The organism is Arthrobacter cupressi, assembly GCF_900099975.1.
GTDB classification, from domain to species: Bacteria; Actinomycetota; Actinomycetes; order Actinomycetales; family Micrococcaceae; genus Arthrobacter; species Arthrobacter cupressi.
On sequence record NZ_FNEI01000008.1, the window covers coordinates 43,920 to 68,389 of the forward strand.

General features: G+C 68.0%; 25 protein-coding genes. 17 read left to right on the plus strand and 8 right to left on the minus strand.

Features of this window, described 5'->3' with window-relative positions:
• Window positions 1–74 precede the first annotated feature (74 nt).
• The 5 genes from tsf (at window position 75) to BLP88_RS10780 (ending at window position 3,971) form a co-directional block, all read left to right on the plus strand.
• On the plus strand, window positions 75–911 hold the full coding sequence (gene tsf, locus BLP88_RS10760) for a translation elongation factor Ts (RefSeq protein WP_074589098.1): 837 nt from the start codon (window positions 75–77) through the stop codon (window positions 909–911).
• Between the two features lie 142 nt (window positions 912–1,053).
• Entirely contained in the window at window positions 1,054–1,791 is a 738-nt protein-coding gene (pyrH, locus tag BLP88_RS10765; RefSeq protein ID WP_074589100.1) for a UMP kinase, read from the plus strand.
• A gap of 93 nt (window positions 1,792–1,884) precedes the next feature.
• Window positions 1,885–2,442, plus strand: coding sequence for a ribosome recycling factor (frr, locus tag BLP88_RS10770; protein ID WP_074589101.1), 558 nt, complete (start codon window positions 1,885–1,887; stop codon window positions 2,440–2,442).
• Entirely contained in the window at window positions 2,442–3,365 is a 924-nt protein-coding gene (locus tag BLP88_RS10775) for a phosphatidate cytidylyltransferase (protein ID WP_074589103.1), read from the plus strand. Before frr ends, BLP88_RS10775 begins: the two co-directional genes overlap by 1 nt.
• A gap of 21 nt (window positions 3,366–3,386) precedes the next feature.
• Complete coding sequence (locus BLP88_RS10780; protein WP_074589104.1) at window positions 3,387–3,971, plus strand: DivIVA domain-containing protein; 585 nt, start codon at window positions 3,387–3,389, stop codon at window positions 3,969–3,971.
• A gap of 21 nt (window positions 3,972–3,992) precedes the next feature.
• On the opposite strand, the gene BLP88_RS10785 is transcribed toward BLP88_RS10780, so the two are convergent.
• From BLP88_RS10785 to BLP88_RS10805, 5 genes are read right to left on the minus strand one after another with little or no spacing between them, the layout of a single operon-like run.
• Window positions 3,993–4,685, minus strand: coding sequence for a hypothetical protein (locus tag BLP88_RS10785; protein WP_074589106.1), 693 nt, complete (start codon window positions 4,683–4,685; stop codon window positions 3,993–3,995).
• A 51-nt stretch (window positions 4,686–4,736) separates the two neighbouring features.
• Window positions 4,737–6,200: a sodium/solute symporter gene (locus tag BLP88_RS10790; RefSeq protein WP_074589108.1), complete on the minus strand. Its 1,464-nt coding sequence runs from the start codon at window positions 6,198–6,200 to the stop codon at window positions 4,737–4,739.
• Window positions 6,197–6,568, minus strand: coding sequence for a DUF485 domain-containing protein (locus BLP88_RS10795; protein ID WP_074589110.1), 372 nt, complete (start codon window positions 6,566–6,568; stop codon window positions 6,197–6,199). Before BLP88_RS10795 ends, BLP88_RS10790 begins: the two co-directional genes overlap by 4 nt.
• Window positions 6,565–7,284, minus strand: coding sequence for a LytR/AlgR family response regulator transcription factor (locus BLP88_RS10800; RefSeq protein ID WP_074589111.1), 720 nt, complete (start codon window positions 7,282–7,284; stop codon window positions 6,565–6,567). Before BLP88_RS10800 ends, BLP88_RS10795 begins: the two co-directional genes overlap by 4 nt.
• Before the next feature lie 29 nt (window positions 7,285–7,313).
• Window positions 7,314–8,480 (minus strand): sensor histidine kinase, encoded by a 1,167-nt coding sequence (locus BLP88_RS10805; RefSeq protein ID WP_074589113.1) that lies wholly within the window; start codon window positions 8,478–8,480, stop codon window positions 7,314–7,316.
• Between the two features lie 184 nt (window positions 8,481–8,664).
• Here BLP88_RS10805 and BLP88_RS10810 point away from each other — a divergent pair, with 184 nt between their 5' ends.
• Window positions 8,665–9,060: a DUF485 domain-containing protein gene (locus tag BLP88_RS10810; RefSeq protein ID WP_074589115.1), complete on the plus strand. Its 396-nt coding sequence runs from the start codon at window positions 8,665–8,667 to the stop codon at window positions 9,058–9,060.
• Between the two features lie 5 nt (window positions 9,061–9,065).
• The gene (locus BLP88_RS10815; RefSeq protein WP_074589288.1) at window positions 9,066–10,688 is read left to right on the plus strand and encodes a solute symporter family protein; all 1,623 of its coding nucleotides are present in this window, start codon (window positions 9,066–9,068) and stop codon (window positions 10,686–10,688) included.
• 61 nt (window positions 10,689–10,749) lie between these two features.
• Here BLP88_RS10815 and BLP88_RS19165 read toward each other — a convergent pair whose 3' ends face one another.
• Complete coding sequence (locus BLP88_RS19165; protein ID WP_074589117.1) at window positions 10,750–11,442, minus strand: hypothetical protein; 693 nt, start codon at window positions 11,440–11,442, stop codon at window positions 10,750–10,752.
• Window positions 11,443–11,572: 130 nt separating this feature from the next.
• On the minus strand, window positions 11,573–12,040 hold the full coding sequence (locus tag BLP88_RS10825; protein WP_074589119.1) for an Lrp/AsnC family transcriptional regulator: 468 nt from the start codon (window positions 12,038–12,040) through the stop codon (window positions 11,573–11,575).
• Between the two features lie 193 nt (window positions 12,041–12,233).
• Here BLP88_RS10825 and pdhA point away from each other — a divergent pair, with 193 nt between their 5' ends.
• The 3 genes from pdhA to BLP88_RS10840 are packed head-to-tail and all read left to right on the plus strand — an operon-like array spanning window position 12,234 to window position 15,825.
• Window positions 12,234–13,400 carry a pyruvate dehydrogenase (acetyl-transferring) E1 component subunit alpha gene (pdhA, locus tag BLP88_RS10830; protein WP_074589121.1) on the plus strand — a complete coding sequence of 389 codons (1,167 nt, stop codon included), beginning with the start codon at window positions 12,234–12,236 and terminating at the stop codon, window positions 13,398–13,400.
• Window positions 13,400–14,410: an alpha-ketoacid dehydrogenase subunit beta gene (locus BLP88_RS10835; protein ID WP_074589123.1), complete on the plus strand. Its 1,011-nt coding sequence runs from the start codon at window positions 13,400–13,402 to the stop codon at window positions 14,408–14,410. Before pdhA ends, BLP88_RS10835 begins: the two co-directional genes overlap by 1 nt.
• The gene (locus tag BLP88_RS10840; RefSeq protein WP_074589125.1) at window positions 14,407–15,825 is read left to right on the plus strand and encodes a dihydrolipoamide acetyltransferase family protein; all 1,419 of its coding nucleotides are present in this window, start codon (window positions 14,407–14,409) and stop codon (window positions 15,823–15,825) included. The genes BLP88_RS10835 and BLP88_RS10840 overlap by 4 nt, the downstream gene beginning before the upstream one ends.
• A gap of 88 nt (window positions 15,826–15,913) precedes the next feature.
• On the opposite strand, the gene BLP88_RS10845 is transcribed toward BLP88_RS10840, so the two are convergent.
• The gene (locus BLP88_RS10845) at window positions 15,914–16,582 is read right to left on the minus strand and encodes an SACE_7040 family transcriptional regulator (protein ID WP_373366896.1); all 669 of its coding nucleotides are present in this window, start codon (window positions 16,580–16,582) and stop codon (window positions 15,914–15,916) included.
• 136 nt (window positions 16,583–16,718) lie between these two features.
• On the opposite strand from BLP88_RS10845, the gene BLP88_RS10850 reads away from it, so the two are divergent.
• The 7 genes from BLP88_RS10850 to BLP88_RS10880 are packed head-to-tail and all read left to right on the plus strand — an operon-like array spanning window position 16,719 to window position 24,433.
• On the plus strand, window positions 16,719–18,326 hold the full coding sequence (locus tag BLP88_RS10850) for a carboxyl transferase domain-containing protein (RefSeq protein ID WP_074589290.1): 1,608 nt from the start codon (window positions 16,719–16,721) through the stop codon (window positions 18,324–18,326).
• Between the two features lie 6 nt (window positions 18,327–18,332).
• Window positions 18,333–20,381 (plus strand): acetyl/propionyl/methylcrotonyl-CoA carboxylase subunit alpha, encoded by a 2,049-nt coding sequence (locus BLP88_RS10855; protein WP_074589126.1) that lies wholly within the window; start codon window positions 18,333–18,335, stop codon window positions 20,379–20,381.
• Window positions 20,368–21,531, plus strand: coding sequence for an acyl-CoA dehydrogenase family protein (locus BLP88_RS10860; protein ID WP_074589127.1), 1,164 nt, complete (start codon window positions 20,368–20,370; stop codon window positions 21,529–21,531). Before BLP88_RS10855 ends, BLP88_RS10860 begins: the two co-directional genes overlap by 14 nt.
• 20 nt (window positions 21,532–21,551) lie before the next feature.
• The gene (locus BLP88_RS10865; RefSeq protein ID WP_074589128.1) at window positions 21,552–22,319 is read left to right on the plus strand and encodes a CoA transferase subunit A; all 768 of its coding nucleotides are present in this window, start codon (window positions 21,552–21,554) and stop codon (window positions 22,317–22,319) included.
• The gene (locus tag BLP88_RS10870) at window positions 22,316–23,083 is read left to right on the plus strand and encodes a CoA transferase subunit B (RefSeq protein ID WP_074589129.1); all 768 of its coding nucleotides are present in this window, start codon (window positions 22,316–22,318) and stop codon (window positions 23,081–23,083) included. Before BLP88_RS10865 ends, BLP88_RS10870 begins: the two co-directional genes overlap by 4 nt.
• On the plus strand, window positions 23,080–23,580 hold the full coding sequence (locus tag BLP88_RS10875) for a MaoC family dehydratase (protein ID WP_074589131.1): 501 nt from the start codon (window positions 23,080–23,082) through the stop codon (window positions 23,578–23,580). Before BLP88_RS10870 ends, BLP88_RS10875 begins: the two co-directional genes overlap by 4 nt.
• A complete protein-coding gene (locus BLP88_RS10880; RefSeq protein WP_074589132.1) occupies window positions 23,567–24,433 on the plus strand; it encodes an HpcH/HpaI aldolase/citrate lyase family protein in 867 nt (288 codons plus the stop codon). The genes BLP88_RS10875 and BLP88_RS10880 overlap by 14 nt, the downstream gene beginning before the upstream one ends.
• Window positions 24,434–24,470: the final 37 nt, after the last annotated feature.

Here is a 24,470-nt window from a genome sequence, read left to right on the forward strand (position 1 = left end):
GGATGGCGGCCCGCCAGGCGGGCTGCCGTCCTGTCAGTCCGTAAACACATAAATTTCTAGACAGAGGGGTTCACATGGCGAACTACACTGCTGCAGACATCAAGGCCCTGCGCGAGCGCACCGGTGCCGGCATGATGGATGTCAAGAAGGCTCTTGACGAGGCCAACGGCGACGCCGAGAAGGCCATTGAGATCATCCGCATCAAGGGCCTCAAGGGCGCTACCAAGCGTGAAGGCCGCGCCACCGCCGAAGGCCTGGTCGCCGCCAAGGTCACCGGCAACGTCGGCGTGATGGTCGAGGTCAACTGCGAGACCGACTTCGTCGCCAAGGCTGACAAGTTCATCCAGCTGGCCGACAAGGTCCTGGCCGTGGCCGTCGAGTCCGGCGCCGCCGACCTCGAGACCCTCCTGGCAGTCGACGTCGACGGCAAGCCGCTGTCCGAGGTCGTCGTCGAAGAAGGCGCCGTTCTCGGCGAGAAGGTTGCCGTCCGCCGCATCGCCCGCATCGAGGGCGCCACGGTTGACGCTTACCTGCACAAGACCTCCAAGGACCTCCCGGCCCAGGTCGGCGTGCTGTTCGCTGTCGACGGTGAAGGCGAAGCCGCTTCCACCGCCGCCCACGACGTCGCCGTCCACGTTGCCGCCATGGCCCCGAACTACCTCACCCGCGACGACGTCCCGGCTGAGCTGGTCGAGTCCGAGCGCCGCATCGCCGAAGAGACCGCAAAGGCCGAAGGCAAGCCCGAGGCTGCCCTGCCGAAGATCGTGGAAGGCCGCGTGACCGGCTTCTACAAGGGTGAAGTCCTCCTGGACCAGGCATTCGCCAAGGACTCCAAGAAGACCGTTGCCCAGGTCCTCGAAGAGGCTGGCGTCAAGGCTACCGCCGTCGCACGTTTCCGCGTCGGCAACTAGTCGCACACAGCAAAGGGGTGGTCACTTCGGTGGCCGCCCCTTTTGCATGCGACGGCGATCCCGCCGCATGCCCCACCGGTGCGCTTTCTGCCCCGGCACACAGCAAGATAATCTAGCCAGAGTCCACCAACGGGAAGGCATCATGGAATCCGAGAACACAGCAAACCAGCCCGAAAAGACCAAGCGCCGCGTGCTCCTGAAGCTTTCCGGCGAGGTCTTCGGCGGCGGCAAGCTCGGTGTGGACCCGGAAACCGTCCGCGCCATCGCCAAGCAGATCGCTGCGGCCGTCTCCGAGGTGGAAGTCGCGATCGTCGTCGGCGGCGGCAACTTCTTCCGTGGTGCCGAACTTTCCCAGAGCGGCATGGACCGCTCCCGCGCCGACTACATGGGCATGCTCGGCACCGTCATGAACTGCCTGGCCCTCCAGGACTTCCTGGAACAGGCCGGGGTGGGGACCCGCGTGCAGAGCGCCATCACCATGGGCCAGGTGGCCGAGGCCTACATCCCGCGGCGCGCCATCCGCCACATGGAAAAGGGCCGCGTGGTGATCTTCGGTGCCGGCGCGGGCCTGCCCTACTTCTCTACCGACACCGTTGCCGCGCAGCGCGCCCTCGAAGTCCACGCCGACGTCGTGCTCATGGCCAAGAGCGGGGTGGACGGCGTGTACACCGCCGACCCCAAGAAGGATCCCACCGCCGAAAAGCTGGTGACCCTCAGCTACGACGACGCACTCCGCCGCGACATCCGGGTCATGGACCAGACCGCCATGACCATGTGCAAGGACAACAAGCTCTCCATGGTGGTCTTCGGCATGGAAGGCGAAGGCAACGTCACCCGCGCGATCCTCGGCGAGAAGCTCGGAACCCTCGTCACACCGTAGCAGCCGCTAGGATACTTCTAGGACCACCGCCCATTGCGGCGGACTTTTACTGTGCACCCGGTGAACGGGCGCGACTATTTCTGAGGAGAAACCGTGATCGAAGAAACCTTGCTCGAAGCCGGGGAAAAGATGGACAAGGCGGTCGAGGTAGCCAAGGAGGACTTCGCGTCGGTCCGTACCGGTCGTGCCAACCCGGCCCTCTACAGCAAGGTGATCGTGGAGTACTACGGCACGCCCACGCCGCTGCAGCAGCTGGCATCCTTCGCCGTGCCGGATGCCCGCACCATCCTGATCACCCCCTACGACAAGACCGCGCTGCGTGACATCGAGAAGGCCCTCAGCGACTCCGAGGTCGGCGCCAACCCGTCCAACGACGGCAACGTGATCCGCGTGGTCATCCCCGAGCTGACCCAGGAACGCCGCAAGGAATACGTCAAGATCGTTAAGGGCAAGGGTGAGGACGCCAAGGTCTCCATCCGCAGCATCCGACGCAAGGCCAAGGACTCCCTGGACAAGCTCGTCAAGGACGGCGAAGCCGGCGAGGACGAGGGAGCCCGCGGCGAAAAGGAACTGGACGCCATCACCAAGGCCCACGTTGAGAGCATCGACGAACTGCTCAAGCGCAAGGAAGCCGAGCTCCTCGAGGTCTGATGAGCCAGGCTGAGCCAGCGCCCGCGCGCGGAACGGTCCGCGCCAGGCGGAAAATCGGCAACCCGACGCCGAAGGCGGGCCGGAACCTCCCGGCAGCCATCGGCGTCGGGCTTTTCCTGCTGGTAGTTGTCCTCGGCGGGCTCCTTTTCCTGCCTCTGGGCTTCGTACTGGTCACCACCGCGTTCGCGGCCTTGGGCGTTTGGGAGATCTTCCGGGCCCTGGACGCCAACGGCGGGACCCGGCTCCCGGTCATCCCCGTAATGACGGGGACCGTGGCCATGCCCCTGGCCGCCTACTTCGGCGGCCTGGAAAGCCTGCTGTTCGCCTTCGTGCTCAGCTGCGTTGCCGTGCTGCTGTGGCGCTCCCTGGAGAGCACCGCCGGGGCGCCGCGCAGCATCTTCGCCGGTGTGTTTACGCTCGCGTGGGTGCCTTTCCTGATCAGCTTCGCCGTCCTCCCGCTGCACGCCACCGGGGGAGCCACGCCGGCGGGACCCTGGCCGGACGGCCAGATTCCGGCGGGCGCGTGGCAGATCGCCGTCATGCTGCTCCTGGTGGTCTCCAATGACACCTTCGGCTATTTGGTCGGTGCCCTGTTCGGCAGGCATCCGATGGCACCGAAGATCAGCCCGAAAAAGAGCTGGGAGGGCTTCGCCGGATCCGTGGCCGGAGCCATGCTGATCGGCATCCTGGCCAGCATCTTCCTGCTGGGCCGCCCCTGGTGGGTGGGCGTCGTGCTCGCCGTCGGGATGGTCGCCGCCGCGACGGCCGGCGACCTGGCCGAGTCGATGGTCAAGCGCGAGCTTGGCGTGAAAGACATGTCCAGCATCCTGCCCGGGCACGGCGGCGTGATGGACCGCCTGGATTCAATCGTTTTCGCCGCACCCGTGGCTTTCATTCTTTTCGCGCTGCTGAGCGGCGCCTGACAACACTCCGGAGGGACAACAGTGGCAATCGATGTTCGTCGGCAGATTCCCGCGGCCTTCGAGCGCGTGGAACGCAACAAGTACGGCTACAACGCCAAGCAGGTGGACCAGTTCTTCCAGCGCGCACGGGTGTCCTTCGAGGACCCGGCCGAAGCCCGCGTGAAAACGGGCAGCAGCGACGTCCGCGGCGTATCGTTCGATCCCGTGAAGGGCGGATACGACGCGGCGGTGGTTGACGCCGCCCTGGACCGCCTGGAAGACGCCTTTGCCCGCCGTGAACGCGACGAACTCATCGAGGCCCAAGGCGAGGAAGCCTGGCTGCGCCAGATCGGCAAGCTCTCCGGCGTGCTCCGCGCCCGGCTGCACCGCCCGGCCGGCCAGCGTTTCCGCCGGCCGGAAAAGAAGCGCGTCCGCAGCTACGACGTTGCCGACGTCGACGCGTTGTGCGACCGGCTGATCGGTTACCTCGAACAGGACCAGCCGCTGAGCGTGGACAGCGTCCGCCGGGCCGTCTTCGGCGCCGCGAAGGGTCCTGACGGCTACGACGAAGCCCAGGTCGACGCCTTCCTGGACCGTGTTGTCGAACTCATGGCCGCGATCGACTAGCTTCTTCCGCCGCCGGGCGCGCTATTCGGTGGGGGAGATCGGGGTGAAGCTCCGCCACGTACTCTTGTACCTCTTGAACCCCTCCGCCAGCGACCACGCGACGAAGGCCAGTCCTCCGGCCGCCGCCAGCGGCACCGCCACCGCCGGGTGCGTGCCCGGCAGCACCAGCACCGTTCCCAGGAGCAGGGCGATGAGGCCGGCGTTGACCGCCACGATGAACGTCATGCTGCTCCCGGCGACGTGACGGAACGTCGTGTCTGTTCCGAGGAACGAATACGTCTGGTCCGATCCCGCCTGGTCGTCGTGATGGCTTGCCATCAGGTAGGGAGCCAGGCCGGGGTCGAGTGCGACGTACGCCGCCCGGAGCCTGTTCATCGCGATGACGTACATCAGGTCCTCCATGCCCACGTTCATCACCCGGATCTGCGTGAGCAGGCCGATCGCCAGGTCAAGGCACAACACCACGATCCCGAACATGACGAAGGTGTCGGAGAACCTCGTTGCCTGGCCTACGAGGGCGGCGCTGAGCAGGCTCGCCGAGGTGAAGGTGAGGAACATGCTGATCCGCGTCAGCACCTCGCCCTGCGTGGTGCTCCGGGAAGCGAGAAGGCTCCAGTGCTCGGTGGCGAGGAGCTGTGCCCGCACCGCGGGTGGGGTGCCGGACGGCGGCACCTCCGGGGCGCCGTCGGGCAGGGTGTTGTCCATGCCGGACATGCCGCTATTGTCCACCTTCCGCTGCCCGCACGCGAGAGGAACAGCTGTGGTTCAGCGTTCGTTGGCGAGCGGCCGCTCCGGCACGTGCAGCCGGGTCATCACCCGGGTGACCGTCCCGGGGATGCGCTGCTTGGTGGCGCGGGAGACCAGCACCATCACGGCGAACGCGGCCGGCACGGTCCACGCGGCGGGCTGCGCCAGCCAGGCCGGCGCGGTGCCGGCGCCCAGCAACGTTCCGGCCACCATGGCGCCGCCGCACAGCACGGCGCCGGTGAGCATCCCGGCGATCGCCCCGGCGTCGCTCAGGCCTCGCCACCAGATGCCCAGCAGGAGCACCGGGCAGATGGTCGACGCGGTGAAGGCGAACACCAGCCCCACGCTGCCGGCCAGGCCCAGCGAGTCGGTCGCCAGGGCGAACGCCAGGGGCACGACGGCGGCCAGCAGTGCCGCGATGCGGAAGCCCCGCACGCTGCCGCCCAGCAGGTCCTGGCTGATCACGCCGGCCAGCGACACCACGAGTCCGGAGGTCGTCGACAGGAACGCCGCGAAGGCGCCCGCCACCACCAGTGCCGAGAGCGCGTCCCCGGCGGGGCCGCCCACCAGTTCGCCCGGCAGCAACAGCACGAGGGCATCGGAGCGTCCGTCGCGGGCCAGGCCGGGGGCGTACATGCGGCCCAGCAACCCGGCGGCGGTGGGAAACAGATAGAAGACGGACAGCAGCCCCAGCACGATCAGGGTGGTGCGGCGTGCCGAACGGCCGTCCGGATTCGTGTAGAAGCGCACCAGCACGTGCGGCAGGCCCAGGGTGCCGAAGAGCAGGGCCACCAGGAGCGACACCGTCTGGTATCCGCCGGCCGCGGGAAGCCCGGTGGGATTGACGGACTCCGGGGCCGGCACGGCCGAACCGCCGCTTTGGTGCAGCAGCACGAAGACCACCGGAACTGCGAGGGCGGTGAGCTTGAGCCAGTATTGGAACGCCTGGACGAAGGTGATGGACCGCATGCCGCCGGCAGCCACGGACAGGTAGACCACCAGGACCACTGCCAGCGCGCCGACCCAGGACGGCAGGCCCGTGCTGATCCGGATGGTGAGCCCCGCCCCGTGCAGCTGCGGCACGATGTACAGCCAGCCGACGGCGACCACCACCAGGCTGGTTACCCGCCGCACGGCCGTGGATTCCAGCCGGGCTTCGGTGAAGTCCGGGATCGTATAGGCCCCGGAACGGCGCAGGGGAGCGGCCACGAACAGGAGCAGCATCAAGTACCCGGCGGTGTAACCCACCGGGAACCACAGGGCATCGGTCCCGGAGAGCAGGATGAGGCCAGCGACGCCGAGGAAGCTGGCCGCGGAGAGGTACTCGCCGCCGATCGCGGAGGCGTTCCACCAGGGCGGGACGGTCCGGGAGGCCACATAGAAGTCGCCGGTGGTGCGCGAAATCCGCAGCCCGTAGAAGCCGATCACCGCCGTCGCGAGCACTACCAGCAGGAAGGCGGCCAGTCCGACCGGGGAATTCACCGCTCGTCCACCAGGTCCCGGTAGCGGGCCTCGTTCCGGGCCGCGGAGCGGTTGTAGAGCCAGGCGGCCAGTCCGATCACCGGATACAGGCCCGCGCCCAGGAGCAGCCAGTTCACGGGAACGCCCAGGAGCCGCAGGCCGGCCAGGTCCGGCACCAGGGCCACCATCAGCCCGCTGGCGGCAAGCACCAGCAGGAAGCCGGCCGCCACCACCACCGCCAGACGCAGCTGGGAGCGGATCAGGGAGCGGACGTACAGCCGCCCGACCTCGGAATCCACGGCGGCGTCGCGGTTTTGGGAACCGCCGGGTGGCAGGCCGGCAGGACGCCGTCCGGCCGATTGCGGCGCGGTGACCCGGACCCTGGTCATCCCTGCGGCCGTATCCGGGTGGTTCCGAGCTTGTCCCGCACCGAAGGCAGGTGCCTGCGGCTGATGGGTAGTTCGGCGCCGGCCACTGTGACGCTCGGGTGCGCCGCGCCGAGTTTCAGGTGCCCCACATGGTTCAGGGAGATCAGGTACGAGCGGTGGATGCGGATGAATCCGGCCTCCGCCCACTGCTGTTCGAGGTCGCTCAGCGGGACGCGGATCAGGTAGCTGGCCTCCGCCGTGTGCAGCCGGGCGTAGTCGCCCTGGGCCTGGACGTAGCTGACGTCGTCGCGGCGGATCATCCGGGTGGTGCCGCCCTGGTCCACGGTAATCATCTCGGGCGCCGGGCCGCCGTCCCGGATCAGTTCGCTGACCCGGCCCAGGGACCGGGCGAGCCTTTCGGCGCGCACCGGCTTGAGCAAGTAGTCGACGGCGGCGAGTTCGAACGCCTCCAACGCGCAGTCCTCGTCCGCGGTGACGAAGACGACGGCGGGCGGCACGGGAATCCGCGCGATCGCCCGCGCGATGTCCAGCCCCGAAAGCGCCGGCATGTGGATGTCCAGGAACGCGACGTCCACGGATTCGTTCGCCAGGACCCGCAGGGCCTCCGTTCCGGACGATGCCCGGTGGATGGCGCCCACGCGCTCATCCCGGCCCAGCAGGAAGGCGAGTTCTTCGACGGCGGGCAGCTCGTCGTCGGCGACGAGGACGTTGATCATGACAGCAGCTTAACCTCCGGCGCCGGTCCTCAGGCATCGTGCCTGGGCTGGGACTTGGGCACCCGGAGGGTGATCAGGGTGCCTTCGCCGGGTGCCGTCTCGATGACCAGGCCGTAGTCGTCCCCGTAAACCTGCCGCAGCCGGGCATCGACGTTGCGCAGCCCGACGTGCTCGCCGTCGGCGTGGCCGGCCAGGACGGAGCGGAGGATTTCCGGATCCATCCCCACGCCGTCGTCCTCGACCGTCACCTCGGCGTCCGCCCCCGAATCGTACGCGCGGATGGTGATGTGGCCGGGGCCCTCCTTGGCCTCCAGGCCGTGGCGCACCGCGTTCTCCACCAGCGGCTGCAGGCTGAGGAACGGAATCACGGTGCTCAGCACTTCCGGGGCGATCTGCAGGCTCACCTGGACGCGGTCGCCGAAGCGGGCCCGCTCGAGGAGCAGGTAGCGGTCGATGCTGCGCAACTCCTCGGCCAGGGTGGTGAAGTCCCCATGGCGCCGGAAGGAGTAGCGGGTGAAGTCGGCGAACTCCACCACCAGTTCGCGGGCCCTGGCCGGATCCGTGTTGATGAAGGAGGCGATCGCGTTGAGCGAGTTGTAGATGAAATGCGGGCTGATCTGGGCGCGCAGCGCACGAACCTCGGCCTCCATCAGGAGGGTGCGTGACGCGTCCAGTTCGGCCAGCTCCACCTGGGTGGCGACCCAGCCGGCAAGTTCCCCGGTGGCCCGGACCAGGCCCGCCCCGGCGTGCGGCGCGAACGCGGCGACGCAGCCGGCCACCCGGTTGTCCGCCCGGATCGGCGCGATGACGGCTTTCAGGGAGGAGGCGGTTTCGAGGACGGCGGTGCGCCCGTCGGCGAGCACCGGTGCCGCAAGGGCCATCAAGTGCGGCTTCAGCTCCTCGGCCACGCCGTCCCAGGCCAGCACCGTGTCCAGGTCGGTGATGGCGAGGGCGTCGCAGCCCAGCAGCAGCCGCAACTGTTTGCTCGCCTTGGCCGCGCCCGCCGGCTGCAACCCGGTGCGCAGATGGGCGCCGGCGCGGGAGGCCGCGTGCAGGGTCTTGTAGATGGCCCGCTCGGATTCCGTGCCGAGGTCCCGGAAGGAACGGATCACCATCAGCCCCGCGCCGACGGCGGCCGCCACCGCCAGGACGATGACGGCGATCGCCGAGGCGGTCAGGAGCGGGGAATCGGGCATGGAGCAAGAGTAGCGAACAGCCCGGAACGGCTCCCCGGGCTGCCGCTCACCGCACCGACAGGTCCGCTGGGCGACGCCGGGGCCCGCAACTCTGGAAGCCCGGCACCCGTGCGTTGAATAGTGATTCCCATCACAGGGCCCCGATGGTGACGCCGCTGTGGACACTTCAAACCAGGAGGAAGCCATGGGTAATGAGGCCCAGCCGGCGGACGCGACGCAGTCCGTGGATTTCCAGCAAGTGCAGAAAACCGAACAATTCCGCGAACTGCGCAGGCGGCACCGCAGTTTCGTTTTCCCGATGGCCGTCGCCTTCCTGCTCTGGTATTTCGGATACGTGTTGCTGGCCGACTACGCGGTGGGATTGATGTCCATCAAGCTCTGGGGCAACATCAACGTGGGCCTGGTGCTCGGGCTGCTCCAGTTCGCCACCACCTTCGGCATCACCGCCTGGTACGTGAGCTACTCGAACCGCAGGCTGGACCCCATCGCCGCGGAAATCCGCGGCGAAATCGAAGGGCATGAGTTCGACGCCAGTGCCACGGCCGCCAGCGGCCGGGCAGCCAAGGGGGCACAGCGGTGAGCGGCATGGTTATCAGCGCTGCAGCCCCCCTGGTGAACGTCGGCGCGCTCAAAGACACCACCTTGCTGAACATGGGCATCTTCGCCCTGTTTGTCCTGGTCACCATGGTGATCGTGTTCCGCGCCAGCCGGAACAACAAGACGGCGGCGGACTACTACGCCGCCGGCCGGTCCTTCACCGGATCGCAGAACGGTACGGCGATCGCCGGGGACTACCTCTCGGCGGCGTCGTTCCTCGGAATCACCGGTGCGATCGCCATCAACGGCTACGACGGCTTCCTGTACTCCATCGGCTTCCTCGTGGCCTGGCTCGTGGCGCTGCTCCTGGTAGCCGAACTGCTGCGTAACACCGGCAAGTTCACCATGGCCGACGTGCTGTCCTTCCGGCTGCGCCAGCGCCCGGTCCGGATCGCCGCGGCCCTGTCCACGCTCGCCGTCTGCTTCTTCTACCTCCTCGCCCAAATGGCAGGCGCCGGCAGCCTGATCTCCCTGCTGCTGGGCATCAGCGACTGGGGCGGACAGGCATTGGTGATCATCGTCGTCGGCGCCCTCATGATCATGTATGTGCTGATCGGCGGCATGAAGGGCACTACCTGGGTGCAGATCATCAAGGCCGTGCTTCTTATCTGCGGCGCCGCCGTCATGACCCTCTGGGTGCTGTCCATCTACGGCTTCAACCTCTCGAACCTGCTGGGCTCGGCCGCCGAAGCCGCGAACAACCCGAACGTCCTGAACCCCGGGCTGCAGTACGGCAAGACCGAGACGTCCAAGCTGGACTTCATGTCCCTCGGCCTGGCCCTGGTCCTCGGCACCGCCGCCCTGCCGCACGTGCTGATGCGCTTCTACACCGTGCCCACGGCGAAGGAAGCCCGCAAGTCCGTGGTCTGGTCCATCTGGCTGATCGGCCTGTTCTACCTGTTCACCCTGGTGCTGGGCTACGGCGCCGCGGCGCTCGTCGGGGCCGAAACCATCAAGGCGGCGCCCGGCGGCGTCAACTCGGCCGCACCGCTGCTGGCCTTCCACCTGGGCGGGCCGCTGCTTCTCGGCTTCATTTCCGCCGTCGCCTTCGCCACGATCCTTGCCGTGGTGGCCGGCCTGACGATCACCGCGGCGGCCTCCTTCGCGCATGACATCTACGCCAACGTCCTTGCCAAGGACAAGGCCGACGCCGGCACCGAAGTCAAGGTGGCGCGGCGGACCGTGGTGGTCATCGGAGTCCTGGCCATCCTTGGCGGGATCTTCGCCAACGGGCAGAACGTCGCCTTCCTGGTGGCGCTCGCCTTCGCGGTGGCTGCCTCGGCCAACCTGCCCACCATCGTCTATTCGCTGTTCTGGCGGAAGTTCACCACCCAGGGTGCGGTCTGGAGCATGTACGGCGGCCTCGCCGCGGCCATCGTCCTGATTGCCTTCTCGCCGGTGGTGTCCGGCGCCAAGACCTCCATGATCCCGGGCGCGAACTTCGCGATCTTCCCGCTGAGCAACCCGGGCATCGTGTCCATCCCGCTCGCCTTCTTCCTGGGCTGGCTGGGCACCGTGCTCGACAAGCGCCGCGAGGACCCGGCCAAGCAGGCCGAGATGGAGGTCCGTTCGCTCACGGGCGTCGGGGCCGAGAAGGCCGTGGACCACTAGCGTTCCGAAAACAACAGCGAAGCCCTCCTGCAACTGCAGGAGGGCTTCGCTGTTGCGGTGCCTAGTTCCGGGGCCTGATGCGGATGGCGTCCATCTTCCCGTCGTTGCCGACGAATCCGTACTTGAGCTCGATCGTCCGGCCACTGCAGTCCAGGGTGCCCGAAACCTCGGCGCGGTTGACGCCGTTCTTGGATTCCGCGTTGACCGAGTTGTAGTTGGCCTTGCAGGAATCGCTGAGCTCCAGGCTGCCGATGCCATCGAGGAAGGCGGCCTTGGAAACGTCTTCCTTGAGGGAATCGGTCAGGAAACGGTCGTACGCTTCCTCGTTGCGGCCGTCGAGGAGCAGGTTGGTGAACTCCTGGGCCTGGCCCTTGGCTTTGGCGGTGGCATTGCCCACCAGATTGACCAGCAGCACGACGCCGACCACCACCAAGAGGACCACCCCGACGACCGCACCGAGCACGATCCACAGAACCTTGCGGTTTTTCCGTGACGGGGCGGCCGGCTGGCCGAACGGCTGTCCGTACTGGCCGCCGTCGTAAGGGGGCTGGGAGTACGGCGGCTGGCCGTGTAGGGGTTGTTCGTACTGGGCCTGTCCGTATTGCGGCTGGCCCTGTTGGGGAGTTCCGTACGGCGGCTGGTTACCGTATTGCGGCGGGCTGTACGGCGGGGGCGGCGGGACCGGCCGGGACGCCCAGCCGGGCTCCTGGGGTTCGGGGTTTCGGGGGTCCGGGTTCTCCGGGGGAGTGCTCACGATGGTTCGCCTTTCCGGCCGCCTGCGCTGCCAATGCCTGGAACGCGTGCTTTGGAACCATCGGCCGGCCCCCAGACGTCCGCTTGCATCAAATCGCATGTCCGGCGGCGGGGCAAGTAAAGGAGACGGGTCAGCCGGCGCTTTTCTTCAGCAGGGGCTGCATCCGGTAGGGGATCATTTCCTGCATTGCCAGGGCGGTGTCCGTCCGTTCCACCCCGTCGCAGCCCAGGATCTTGCCGTTGATGCGGAAGAGGTCCTCGGCGTCGAGGGCCACCACCCGCAGCAGCAGGTCCGCGGAACCGGTCAGGCCGTGGGCTTCCAGAATCTCCGGGATTTCGGCCAGGTCCACGGCCAGCTGGCCGAGTTTCTGCTGCTGCACGTGCACGGAGATGAAGGCCAGCAGCGGGTAGCCGAGGGCCGCCGGGTTGATCCGCCGTTCGAAGGACAGGAAGGCGTGCTTCTTCTCGAGTTGCGCCATCCGCGCCTGGACCGTGTTCCTGGACAGTCCGAGCTTTTGGGCCAAAGCCACCACAGTGCCCCGGGGGTCCTTCGCCATGGCCGAAAGCAGCCGGGTGTCCGTGCCATCCAAAGCTTGCATAGTGCGCAACATTAGCACGGTGACCGGGCGCCTGATAGGGCACAATGCTCAGAATCCGTGGCGGTGGTTGTACCCAATGAGCATTGTGAGTAGGGTCACAATTATCCGGGCGACGAGGCCCGGTTAGCTGCTGCTTGCGGGGCCAAAAGTCCTTGCGGCAACGGCTGGAACGAGCTGAAAGGTGCGAGCAACCGTGTTGACCGATGAAGCCGGGCGGGGAGCCAACCAGGCAACGGAACCCGCCAACAATGTGCAGAATCCACGCCGGACCGGGGGAGACCTCGTCCAGTTGCTGTCCCCCTCGGGGGAGCGCATCAGCCATCCGGAATTTGATCTGTGGATCAGCGATGTCAGCGATGAACAGCTCTGCTCCTTCTACGAGGACATGGTGGTCATCCGCCGGATCGACGCGGAGGCCACCGCGCTGCAGCGCCAGGGTGAGCTGGCCCTTTGGCCGCCGCTGCTCGGCCAGGAAGCAACCCAAATCGGCTCGGGCCGGGCCCTGCGCAGCGATGACTTCGTCTTCCCCACCTACCGCGACAACGGCGTGGCCTACTGCCGCGGGGTGCCTGTCCCGGACCTCGTGCGTGCCTGGCGCGGCAACGCCCTGTTCGGCTGGGACCCGTACCGCTACAACATCGCCACGCAGCAGATCATGATCGGTTCGCAGTCCCTCCACGCCACCGGCTACGCCATGGGCATCCAGGATGACGGCGCCGATTCCGTGGCAGTGGCCTTCTTCGGCGACGGCGCCACCAGCGAAGGCGACGTCAACGAGGCCATGGTCTTCGCCGCCAGCTTCCAGGCTCCGGTGGTGTTCATCTGCCAGAACAACCACTGGGCCATTTCCGAACCTGTGCTGCTGCAGTCCCATGTGCAACTCGCGGACCGCGCCTCCGGCTTCGGCATTCCCTCCATGCGCGTGGACGGCAACGACGTACTGGCCGTGCTGTCCGCCACCCGGATCGCACTGGACCGGGCCAGGAAAGGCGGCGGACCCACCTTCATCGAAGCACTCACCTACCGCATGGGACCGCACACGACGGCGGACGACCCCACCCGCTACCGCGACCCCAACGAGCTCGAAGACTGGGCCGCGAAGGACCCCATTGCCCGGCTCAGGGCCCTGCTGGACCGAAAGGGGCTGCTAAGCGATGAGTTGGAGGCCCGCGTCAAGGCAAGGGCCGACGCTGTGGCCGCGGAACTCAGGAACGGCTGCATCAACATGCCCGAGCCCGCCCCGCTGGATGTGTTCAAGCACGTCTACAGCGAGGAAAACTCCTGGATCGAACGGCAAAAGGACCATTACACCCGCTATCTGGAAAGCTTCAGCGGATCCGCGCAGGAAGGTGCACACTGATGAGCCAGCTGACCTTCGCCCGCGCCATCAACGCCGGGCTCCGCAAGGCCCTCGACAACGACCCCAAAGTGGTGCTGATGGGGGAGGACATCGGCAAACTTGGCGGCGTCTTCCGCGTCACGGACGGGCTGCAGAAAGACTTCGGCACCCACCGAGTAGTGGACACTCCGCTGGCCGAATCCGGCATCATCGGCACAGCGGTCGGCCTGGCCTACCGCGGGTACCGGCCGGTGTGCGAAATCCAGTTCGACGGTTTCATCTACCCGGCGTTCGACCAGATTGTCAGCCAGGTGGCCAAGATGCACTACCGCACCCAGGGCACGGTGAAGATGCCGATCACCATCCGGGTGCCGTTCGGCGGCGGCATCGGCTCGCCCGAACACCACTCCGAATCCCCGGAGGCGTACTTCACCCACACCTCGGGGCTGCGCGTGGTCAGCGTGTCCAACCCGCAGGACGCCTACACGATGATCCAGCAGGCCATCGCCTCGGACGATCCCGTGCTCTACTTCGAGCCCAAGCGCCGCTACCACGACAAAGGCGAGGTGGACGAGGCCTTGGCCCTCGACCGGGCCCTGCCGATGGGCAGCGCACGGGTGGCCGCCGGCGGCAGCGACGTCACTCTGGTGGCGTACGGCCCCTTGGTGAAAACCGCGCTCGACGCCGCCCTGGCCGCCGCCGATGAGGGCGTGTCCATCGAGGTCATCGACCTCCGTTCCCTGGCGCCCGTCGACTATCCCACCGTGGAGGCGTCCGTCCGCAAGACCGGACGGCTCGTCATCACCCACGAGGCCGCGCAGTCCGGCGGGCTCGGCGCGGAGATCGCGGCGAGCATCACCGAGCGGTGCTTCAACTACCTCGAAGCCGCACCGGTCCGCGTCACGGGCTTCGACGTCCCGTACCCGTACTCCAAGCTCGAAATGCACCACCTGCCGGACCTGGACCGGATCCTGGACGGCGTGGACCGTGCCCTCGGCCGGCCGAACTCCCTGAGCGGACTGGAAGGATGAGCCGCGCCATGATCAAGGAATTCCGACTGCCGGATCTCGGCGAGGGGCTCACGGAGTCCGAAATCCTCAGCTGGAAGGTCGCGGTGGGCGATACCGTGGAACTGAACCAGGTGATCGCCGAGGTGGAGACCGCCAAGGCCGTGGTGGAACTGCCCTCGCCGTTTGCCGGGACGGTGGCCGCCCTGCACGAACAACCGGGCAGCGTCGTCGAGGTCGGCAAGCCGATTGTTTCCTTCGAAGTGGACGACGCCGGGGCCGCGCCTTCCGCGGGCGACGCACCTTCCGCGGACGCCGGGAAGCCCGGCGCCGGGAAGCCCGCCGGTGGCGCAGCGGCTGAGCCCGCCGCCCCGAAGCGCGAAGCAACCCTGGTGGGGTACGGCGCCGCCGTCGAACAGGGCGGGCGCCCGGTCCGCCGCCAGCGCACCCTCCCGGCCGCGGTCCAACCATCGGCAGCCCGGCCGGCTGATACGACGGCGCCCCCCGTCGTCGCGGCTCCCGGCGCGGGGTCCGCGGCCGCCGTCGTCCAGTCTGAGCGGCAGCCCGAGCGGCCGCGCTCGACGCCGCCGGTTCGGAAACTGGCGCGCGACCTCGGCGTCGACCTGGCGCAGCTCAACGGAACCGGAGAAGGCGGGCTGATCACGCGCGAGGACGTGCAGCACTTTGCCGAAGGCGCGGGGGCCCCGGCCGCCGCTCAGGAGGCTCCCGCCGCTGCGGGCCGCGAAACCCGCACACCGATCAAGGGCGTCCGCAAGTACACCGCGGCGGCCATGGTGCAAAGCGCCTTCACCGCGCCCCACGTCACCGAGTTCCTCACGGTGGACGTCACGGCCGCCATGGAACTGCTGGGGCGGCTCAAGGCAAGCCGCGCATTTCAGGGCTACAAACTGACTCCGCTCACGCTCGCGGCGAAGGCGGTGCTGATTGCCCTGAAGCGGAACCCCACGCTGAATTCGCGCTGGGATGACGCGGCGCAGGAGATCGTCCAGTTCAACTACGTCAACCTGGGCATCGCCGCCGCGACGCCGCGCGGGCTGACGGTCCCGAACATCAAGGACGCCGACGGGATGGGCCTGTTGGAACTGTCGGCGGCGCTGACGGAGCTTACGGAGACTGCCCGCGCCGGAAAGACCACCCCGGCGGACCTTGCCGGCGGCACCATCTCGATCACCAACATCGGGGTGTTCGGCATCGACGCCGGCACGCCGATCCTCAACCCCGGGGAGGCCGCGATCGTGGCCCTCGGGGCGGTGCGCAAGGCTCCGTGGGTGCATAACGACGAGCTTGCCGTCCGGCAGGTCATGTCGCTGAGCCTGTCCTTCGACCACCGCCTGGTGGACGGCGAACAAGGTTCCCGGTTCCTGGCGGACGTGGGCGCCATCCTCTCGGACCCGGGGATGGTCTTGACCATGGTGTAGTCCTCAGGGTGGTCTGCAACGGGCATCGACTGCTGAGTACTTGTCGTTATGAGTCCCCAAAACGACGATTACACAGCAATCGTTGCGATCAGTGGACCGTCAGTGCCGCCAAGGCCATCTGCTCCAGCAGGGGCCGCGCGGCTTCGGCGGCGATCTGGCGGCCGTGGCTGCGCACCGAATGCGGGGTGGAGTTGATCAGGCCGAACACCGCGTGGGCGCGGACCCGCAGTTCCGCGGGATCCGCGTCCTGCCCGGCACCATCCCCACCGCTATGCACCTCGCCCAGGACCCCCACCCAGAGCTCCACATAGCTGCGCTGCAGGGCGCGCACCTCCGCGCTGTCGGAGTCGGACAGGCTGTCCAGGTCCCGGTCCTGGACCCGGATGACATCGGGGTTGCTCAGCGCGAAGTCCACGTGGAATTCCACCAGGCCGCGAAGGGCCGCCTCCGGGGTGGAGGCTGCGGCGGCCACCGCCCGGCCGCCGTCGAGCAGTCCACGGCTGACGCTCAGCAGCAGTTCGGCGAGCACCGCCTGTTTCCCGGGGAAGTGCCGGTAGACGGCCGGTCCGCTGACGCCCGCCGCCGCGCCGAGGTCCTCGAGGGAGACCCGGCTGAAACCGTTCTCGGCGAAGAGGGCGGCGGCCGCGGAGAGCAGCGCTTTCCGCCGGGTCTCCTTTGCCTGGCTGCGCAGGGTGGGCGGCGCGGGAGCGGGGGAATCCGCGGCGGGCAGGCTTGCCTCTTCCTCGTGTGCGGCCACGGATCCTCCTCGTGCGGCGTGCTCCACCCGGCGTGGTGGACATCACAGTTAATCGAGACTAAGCTAAATTTCAGTTACTTGTCATTAACTGAAGCTGCCGTTGGCCGGATATCCGGCCGGGATGGGAAGCATGTCGATGGAGACACTCGCCAGCCGGGCTGACGCCAGGGGCACGGCGTTCGAAGCCAATGCCCGGGCCCAGCAGTCCCTCGTGGAGGAACTGAAGGAAAGGATCGCGGCGGCGTCACTTGGCGGCCCCGAAAAGTCCCGCCAACGCCACGTGGCCAGGGGAAAGCTGCTGCCCCGCGAACGCATCGAGCAGTTGCTGGATGACGGAAGCCCGTTCCTGGAAATCGCGCCGCTGGCGGCGAACGGCATGTACAACGACGACTCCCCGGGCGCCGGGGTGATCGCCGGCATCGGCCTGGTCCATGGCCGCCAGGTGCTGGTCATCTCCAACGACGCCACGGTCAAGGGCGGCACCTACTATCCGATGACAGTCAAGAAGCACCTGCGCGCCCAGGAAATCGCACTCGAGAACCGGCTTCCCTGCATCTACCTGGTGGACTCCGGCGGGGCGTTCCTGCCGCGCCAGGACGAGGTGTTCCCGGACAAAGACCACTTCGGCCGGATCTTCTTCAACCAGGCCCGGATGTCCGCGGCGAAGATCCCGCAGATCGCCGCCGTCATGGGTTCCTGCACCGCCGGCGGCGCCTACGTTCCGGCCATGAGCGACGAAACGGTGATCGTGCGGAACCAGGGCACCATTTTCCTCGGCGGCCCGCCCTTGGTGAAGGCCGCCATCGGGGAAATCGTCACCGCGGAGGAACTGGGCGGCGGGGAAGTGCACGCGAGGATCTCCGGCGTCAGCGACCACCTCGCCGAGAACGATGAGCACGCCCTGCAGATCGTCCGCGACATCGTCGCCACCCTGCCCCGACCGCAGGCCCCGGCCTGGGACGTCGCAACCCCGGTGGAGCCGGCCGTCGACCCCGCTGGTCTCTACGGGGTGGTCCCGGTGGACGTCAACGAATCCTACGACGTCCGCGAGGTCATCGCCCGGCTGGTGGACGGCTCGCGCTTCCACGAATTCAAGAAGGAGTACGGCACCACCCTGGTCACCGGTTTCGCCCGGCTGCACGGCCACCCAGTCGGCATCGTCGCCAACAACGGTGTCCTGTTCAGCGAATCCGCCCTCAAGGGCGCCCACTTCATCGAACTGTGCGACCAGCGCGGCATCCCGCTGGTGTTCCTGCAGAATCTCTCCGGTTTCATGGTGGGCAAGGACTACGAGCAGGGTGGCATCGCCAAGAACGGCGCCAAGATGGTCACCGCCGTCGCGACCGCCCGGGTCCCGAAGCTGACCGTCGTGATTGGCGGCTCCTTCGGCGCCGGCAACTACTCGATGTGCGGCCGCGCCTACGGCCCGCGCTTCCTGTGGATGTGGCCGGCCGCCCGCATTTCCGTGATGGGCGGCAACCAGGCATCCAGCGTGCTCGCCACGGTCAAGCGCGAACAGTTCGAGGCTGCCGGCGAGGAATGGTCCGCGGCGGACGAAGAGGCCTTCAAAGCCCCCATCCGGCAGCAGTACGAGGAACAGGGCAGCCCCTACTATTCCACCGCACGGCTCTGGGACGACGGCATCATCGATCCCGCGGACACCCGTCGCGTCCTGGGCCTCGCGCTCGACGTCGTCTCCCGCCAGACCCTGCCGGAAACCTCCTTCGGCCTGTTCAGGATGTGACCCCCGATGGCACAACTCTTCGACACCGTCCTTGTCGCCAACCGCGGCGAAATCGCCTGCCGCGTCATCCGCACCCTCAAAGTCATGGGGATCCGTTCGGTCGCCGTGTACTCGGACGCCGACGCCGGAGCCCGCCACGTGTGCGAGGCCGACACCGCCGTCCGGATCGGGACCGCCAGCGCCGCGGACAGCTACCTGAACATCGACGCCATCATCGATGCCTGCGTGCAGAGCGGGGCGCAGGCCGTCCACCCCGGCTACGGCTTCCTGGCCGAGAACGCCGAATTCGCCAAGTCCCTGAACTCCCACGGGATTGCCTTCATCGGGCCGCCTGCGGACGCGATCGAACTCATGGGGGACAAGATCCGCGCCAAGAACCAGGTGGCTGGCTACGGGGTGCCCTGCGTTCCCGGGATCGCCGAACCCGGCCTGGGCGACGCTGAACTGATCGCCGCGGCACCGTCCGTAGGCTTCCCGCTGCTCATCAAGCCTTCGGCCGGCGGCGGCGGCAAAGGCATGCACGTAGTGGAGAACGAGGGAGGGATGCCGGCCGCGCTGGCCACCGCCCGCAGGGTGGCCGCCGCCGCGTTCGGCGACGACACCCTCTTCCTGGAACGCCTGGTCCGCGCGCCCCGGCACATCGAGGTCCAGGTCCTCGCGGACCAGGCCGGCAACGTCATCCACTTAGGCGAGCGCGAATGCTCCCTGCAGCGGCGCCACCAGAAAGTCATCGAGGAAGCGCCCTCGCCGCTGCTGGAATCTGTGCCCGACGGCGCCGCGATCCGGGCACGGATCGGCGAGGCTGCCTGCCAGGCCGCCCGTTCGGTCAACTACAGCGGGGCCGGCACCGTGGAGTTCCTGGTCTCGGACGAAGACCCCGGGCAGTTCTACTTCATGGAAATGAACACCCGCCTGCAGGTGGAGCACCCGGTGACCGAAATGGTTACGGGAATCGACCTCGTCGAATGGCAGGTAAGGATCGCGGCCGGCGAGGAGCTCGCCCTGGAGCAGGCCGGCGTCGTGCTGGACGGGCACGCCGTGGAAGCCCGCGTCTACGCCGAGGACCCCGCCCGGAACTTCCTGCCGTCCGCGGGCGAGGTGCTCGCGCTGGATGAGGACGGCGACGGCAGCAGCCTGTCCGCAGCCGGGACCCGGGTGCGCATCGACTCCGCCATGCTGCCCGGCCTCGTGGTTACGGGCGACTACGATCCGATGCTCTCCAAGGTCATCGCTTGGGGGCCGGGGCGGGAAGCGGCGCTGGACGCCCTCGATGCCGCCCTGGGGAAGTACACCCTGCTGGGCCTGCACACGAACGTCGAATACCTGCGCCTGCTGCTCAACGACCCCGACGTCCGCGCCGGACGGCTCGACACCGGGCTCATCGAACGCAAACTGCCGGCCATGCAGTTCCGGCAGCCGGGGGACACGGAACTGCTCGCGGCAGCGCGGCTGGCCGCCGGGGGTGAGCGGCCGGCGTCGGGCGTTCCGCCCTGGCAGGCCAGCGACGGCTGGCGGCTCGGCGCCCCGGCCCCGCGCCGCGTCCACCTGGCGGTCCCCGAGCGGGCGCCCGACGGCGGTCCCTCCGGTGAGCGGCTGGTGACCGTCAAGCTGCTTTCGTCCGACAGCGTCCCGCACCAGTTCGTGACCGCCCTGGAAACCGCGCCACCCAGCGGCCCGCGCGGGCTGTGGCTCGGCGACGGAGGCTGGTCCTGCCGCCTGGAAATCCTCGACCGCGAAACCAGGCTCCACCGGCTCCTGGCCGGGATCCAGCGCGAGGACGGCGCGGCCGATCCGGAAGTGCGCTCGCCGATGCCCGGCACCGTGGTTTCGGTTTCCGTGCGCGACGGCGACACCGTCGAAGCGGGGCAGCTGCTGCTCTCTGTCGAAGCCATGAAGATGGAACACCAGCTCACAGCCGCACTGGCCGGCACCGTCCGACTCACGGCCGGTGCCGGTGACCTGGTGAAGGCCGAACAGGTCCTGGCCACCATCCACCCAAACGAAGAAACCGACACCACCCTGAAAGGCGAGGAACCCCGCCATGCCCGGCTTTGATCTCAGCGAGGAATACCAGGACCTCAGCGATTCCGTCAGGGAATTCGCCGACGAAGTGGTGGCCCCGGTCTCCACGAAACACGACGAGGAGCACAGCTTCCCGTACGAGGTGGTCAAGCAAATGGGGGAGATGGGCCTCTTCGGCCTGCCCTTCCCTGAGGAATTCGGCGGCATGGGCGGGGACTACTTCGCCCTCTCGCTCGCCCTCGAGCAACTGGGCCGCGTGGACCAGTCCGTGGCCATCACGCTGGAGGCCGGGGTATCCCTCGGCGCCATGCCCGTCTACCGCTTCGGCACCCAGGCCCAGAAGGAGGAGTGGCTGCCGCAGCTCGCCTCCGGCCAGGCGCTCGCCGGCTTCGGGCTCACCGAGCCGGAAGCGGGTTCGGACGCCGGCGGCACCAAGACGCACGCCCGGCTCGAGGACGGCCAGTGGGTGGTCAACGGCAACAAGGAATTCATCACCAACTCCGGCACGGACATCAGCCGGCTCGTCACCGTCACCGCCGTCACCGGCGAACAGCAGCGCAAGGACGGCGGCACCAGGAAGGAAATCTCCACCATCCTGGTACCCACCACCACCCCCGGGTTCAGGGCGGAGAAGGCCTACAACAAGGTGGGCTGGAACGCCTCGGACACCCACCCGCTGACCCTCACCGACGTCCGGGTCCCGGAAGAAAACCTGCTGGGCGAACGCGGCCGCGGCTACGCGAACTTCCTCTCCATCCTGGACGAAGGCCGCATCGCGATCTCCGCGCTCGCCACCGGCGCCGCCCAGGGCTGCGTGGACCTGTCCGTGAAATACGCCAGGGAACGCAGCGCCTTCGGCCACCACATCGGCAAGTACCAGGCCATCCAGTTCAAGATCGCCCGCATGCAGGCAAGGGCCCACACTGCCCGCCTGGCCTACTACGACGCGGCCGCCCGCATGCTCGCCGGAAAGCCGTTCAAGACCGAAGCGGCCATCGCTAAGATGGTCGCAGGCGAGGCAGCCATGGACAACGCACGGGACGCCACCCAGGTGTTCGGCGGCTATGGATTCATCAACGAATTCACGGTGGCGCGGCACTACAGGGACTCCAAGATCCTGGAAGTGGGGGAGGGCACCACGGAAGTCCAGTTGATGCTCATCGCCCGCGAGTTGGGCCTGTAACCGCTGGGGAAGGATCACCGATGATCGACAAAGTTGTTGCAAGCGCCGCGGAAGCGGTCAAGGACATCCCGGACGGCGCCTCGCTCGCGGTCGGCGGGTTCGGCCTCTGCGGCATCCCCGTGGCCCTGATCGACGCGCTCCATCAACAGGGAACCAGGGACCTGGAAACCGTCAGCAACAACTGCGGCGTGGACGACTGGGGGCTGGGCATCCTGCTCAAGGACGGCCGGATCCGCCGCACCATCAGCTCCTACGTGGGCGAGAACAAGGAGTTCGCCCGCCAGTACCTCGCCGGCGAACTGGAAGTGGTCCTCACCCCGCAGGGCACGCTCGCCGAAAAGCTGCGCGCCGGCGGTGCCGGCATCCCCGCCTTCTACACGGCGGCCGGGGTCGGAACCCAAGTCTCCGAAGGCGGACTGCCGCAGAAGTACGACGCCGGCGGCAACGTCGCGCTGGCCTCCTCTCCGAAGGAGGTGCGCACCTTCAACGGTGCCGACTACGTCCTCGAGGAGTCGCTCACCCCGGACTTCGGCCTGGTCCACGCCTGGAAGGGCGACCGGCACGGCAACCTCGTCTTCCACGCCACCGCCATGAACTTCAACCCGCTCTGTGCCATGGCCGGCAAGGTCACCATTGCCGAGGTCGAGGAACTCGTGGAGCCCGGCGAACTGGACCCCGAACACATCCACGTCCCGGGCATCTTCGTGCAGCGGGTGGTCCTGGCCCCGGACGGGGAGAAACGGATCGAAAAGCGCACCGTCGCACTGCAGGCAGGAGCCGGAGCATGAGCATCGAAAGCACCTCACCGGACGCACCCCCGCGGCCCGAAGCGGTCCGCCACGGCTACCGGGAGGCCGCCGTCGGACATTCCGAAAAGGACGCCGGCACCAAAGGCTGGACCCGCAACGAACTGGCGGCCCGGGTGGCACAGGAACTGAGCAACGGCCAGTACGTCAACCTCGGGATCGGGATGCCCACACTGATCCCCAACTACATCCCGGCCGGCGTCGAAGTGGTGCTGCACTCCGAGAACGGGATACTGGGCGTGGGCCCCTACCCGGCCGAAGACGCCGTGGACCCGGACCTCATCAACGCCGGCAAGGAAACCGTCACCGTCAACAAGGGTGCCGCGTTCTTCGACTCCGCCCAGTCCTTCGGGATGATCCGCGGCGGGCACGTGGACGTGGCGGTGCTCGGCGCCATGGAGGTGGCCGAGAACGGCGACCTGGCCAACTGGATGATCCCGGGCAAGATGGTCAAGGGCATGGGCGGGGCGATGGACCTGGTGTTCGGCGCCAAAAAGGTCATCGTGATGATGGAGCACGTGGACCGCAACGGCAACCCGAAGATCGTGGCGAACTGCTCGCTGCCGCTCACCGGCAAGGGCTGCGTGGATCGCATCATCACGGACCTGGCCGTGATCGACGTCGTGCGGGAGGGCGGAGCGTCCCGGTTGGTGCTGCGGGAACTGGCCCCGAACGTCAGCGTGGCGGACGTGGCGGCGGCCACCGGCGCGCAGGTCTTCGAAGAGGACCAGGAGCTCACCGTATGACGGATGAGCCGGCCGTCATCCTGCAGCGCGGCCTGTACTTCGAGGAGATCCAGGAAGGCGTGGTGTACGCGCACCGCCCCGGCCGCACCGTCACCGAAACGGACAACGTCCTCTTCACCACTCTGACCATGAACACCCAGGCCCTGCACCTGGACGCCGCGTGGAGTGCCGGCCAGCCCTTCGGGCAGCGCCTGGTGAACTCCATGTTCACCCTGGCCACGGTGGTGGGGCAGTCCGTGCCGCAGCTCACCCAGGGCACCATCGTGGCCCAGCTGGGCCTGGGCGACGTCTCCTTTCCGCATCCGCTCTTCCACGGCGATACCCTGTACACCGAAACGGTGGTCACCGAAAAGCGGCTCTCCGGCTCCCGCCCGGGCCAGGGCGTCGTCACCATGCGGCACACCGGCCGGAACCAGGACGGCGTGGTGGTGGCACTGGCCACCCGCACATGCCTGATGTGGACCAAGGAGGCTCACGAAACACATGCCAGCAGTTGACCCGCAAGGCAGCGCCCCCTTCACCATGGGACCGGCGCTGTTGTTCTGCCCCGCGGACCGCCCCGAACGCTTCGGGAAGGCGGCCGCACGCAGCGACGCCGTCATCCTCGACCTCGAAGACGCGGTCGCCCCGGACGCCAAACAGCTCGCACGCGGCGCGATCCTGGCGCTCGTGGCTTCCGAAGGGCAGGCCGCCGAACTCGATCCCAGCCGCACCATCGTGCGGGTCAACGCGGCCGGGAGCGAAGACTTCGCCAAGGACCTGCACTGCCTGGCCCACACGCCGTACCGTACCGTGATGCTCGCCAAGGCCGAGTCCGCCGAGCAGGTCCGGGCCCTGGGGGACTATCGCGTCATCGCCCTCTGCGAAACGGCCAAGGGCATCCTGAATGCCGCCGAGATCGCCGCAGAAGCGAACGTCGTGGCCCTGATGTGGGGCGCCGAGGACTTGATCGCCTCCATGGGCGGCACGTCCAGCCGGAACAACGACGGCGGCTACCGGGCAGTGGCGGTGCACTCCCGCTCCACGGTGCTGCTGGCCGCCAAGGCCCACGGCAAGGAAGCGATCGACGCCGTCTACGTGGACATCCCCGACCTGGACGGCCTGGCCGCCGAGGCCGCCGACGCCGTCGCCAGCGGGTTCGGGGCCAAGGCTTGCATCCACCCGAATCAGGTGGCCGCAGTCCGCGGAGCCTACGCGCCCTCGGACGAAGCGCTCGGCGAGGCCCGCGAACTGCTCGACGCCGCCGCTGCCGCCGGAACGGGCGTGTTCCAGCACAAAGGCAAGATGGTGGACGGCCCCATCCTGCGCCACGCCGAAGCGACCCTGCGCCGCGCCGGCGTGCACCACTAAGCGACGAAGCGCGAACGTACACTTGGGGCCCTGAAAT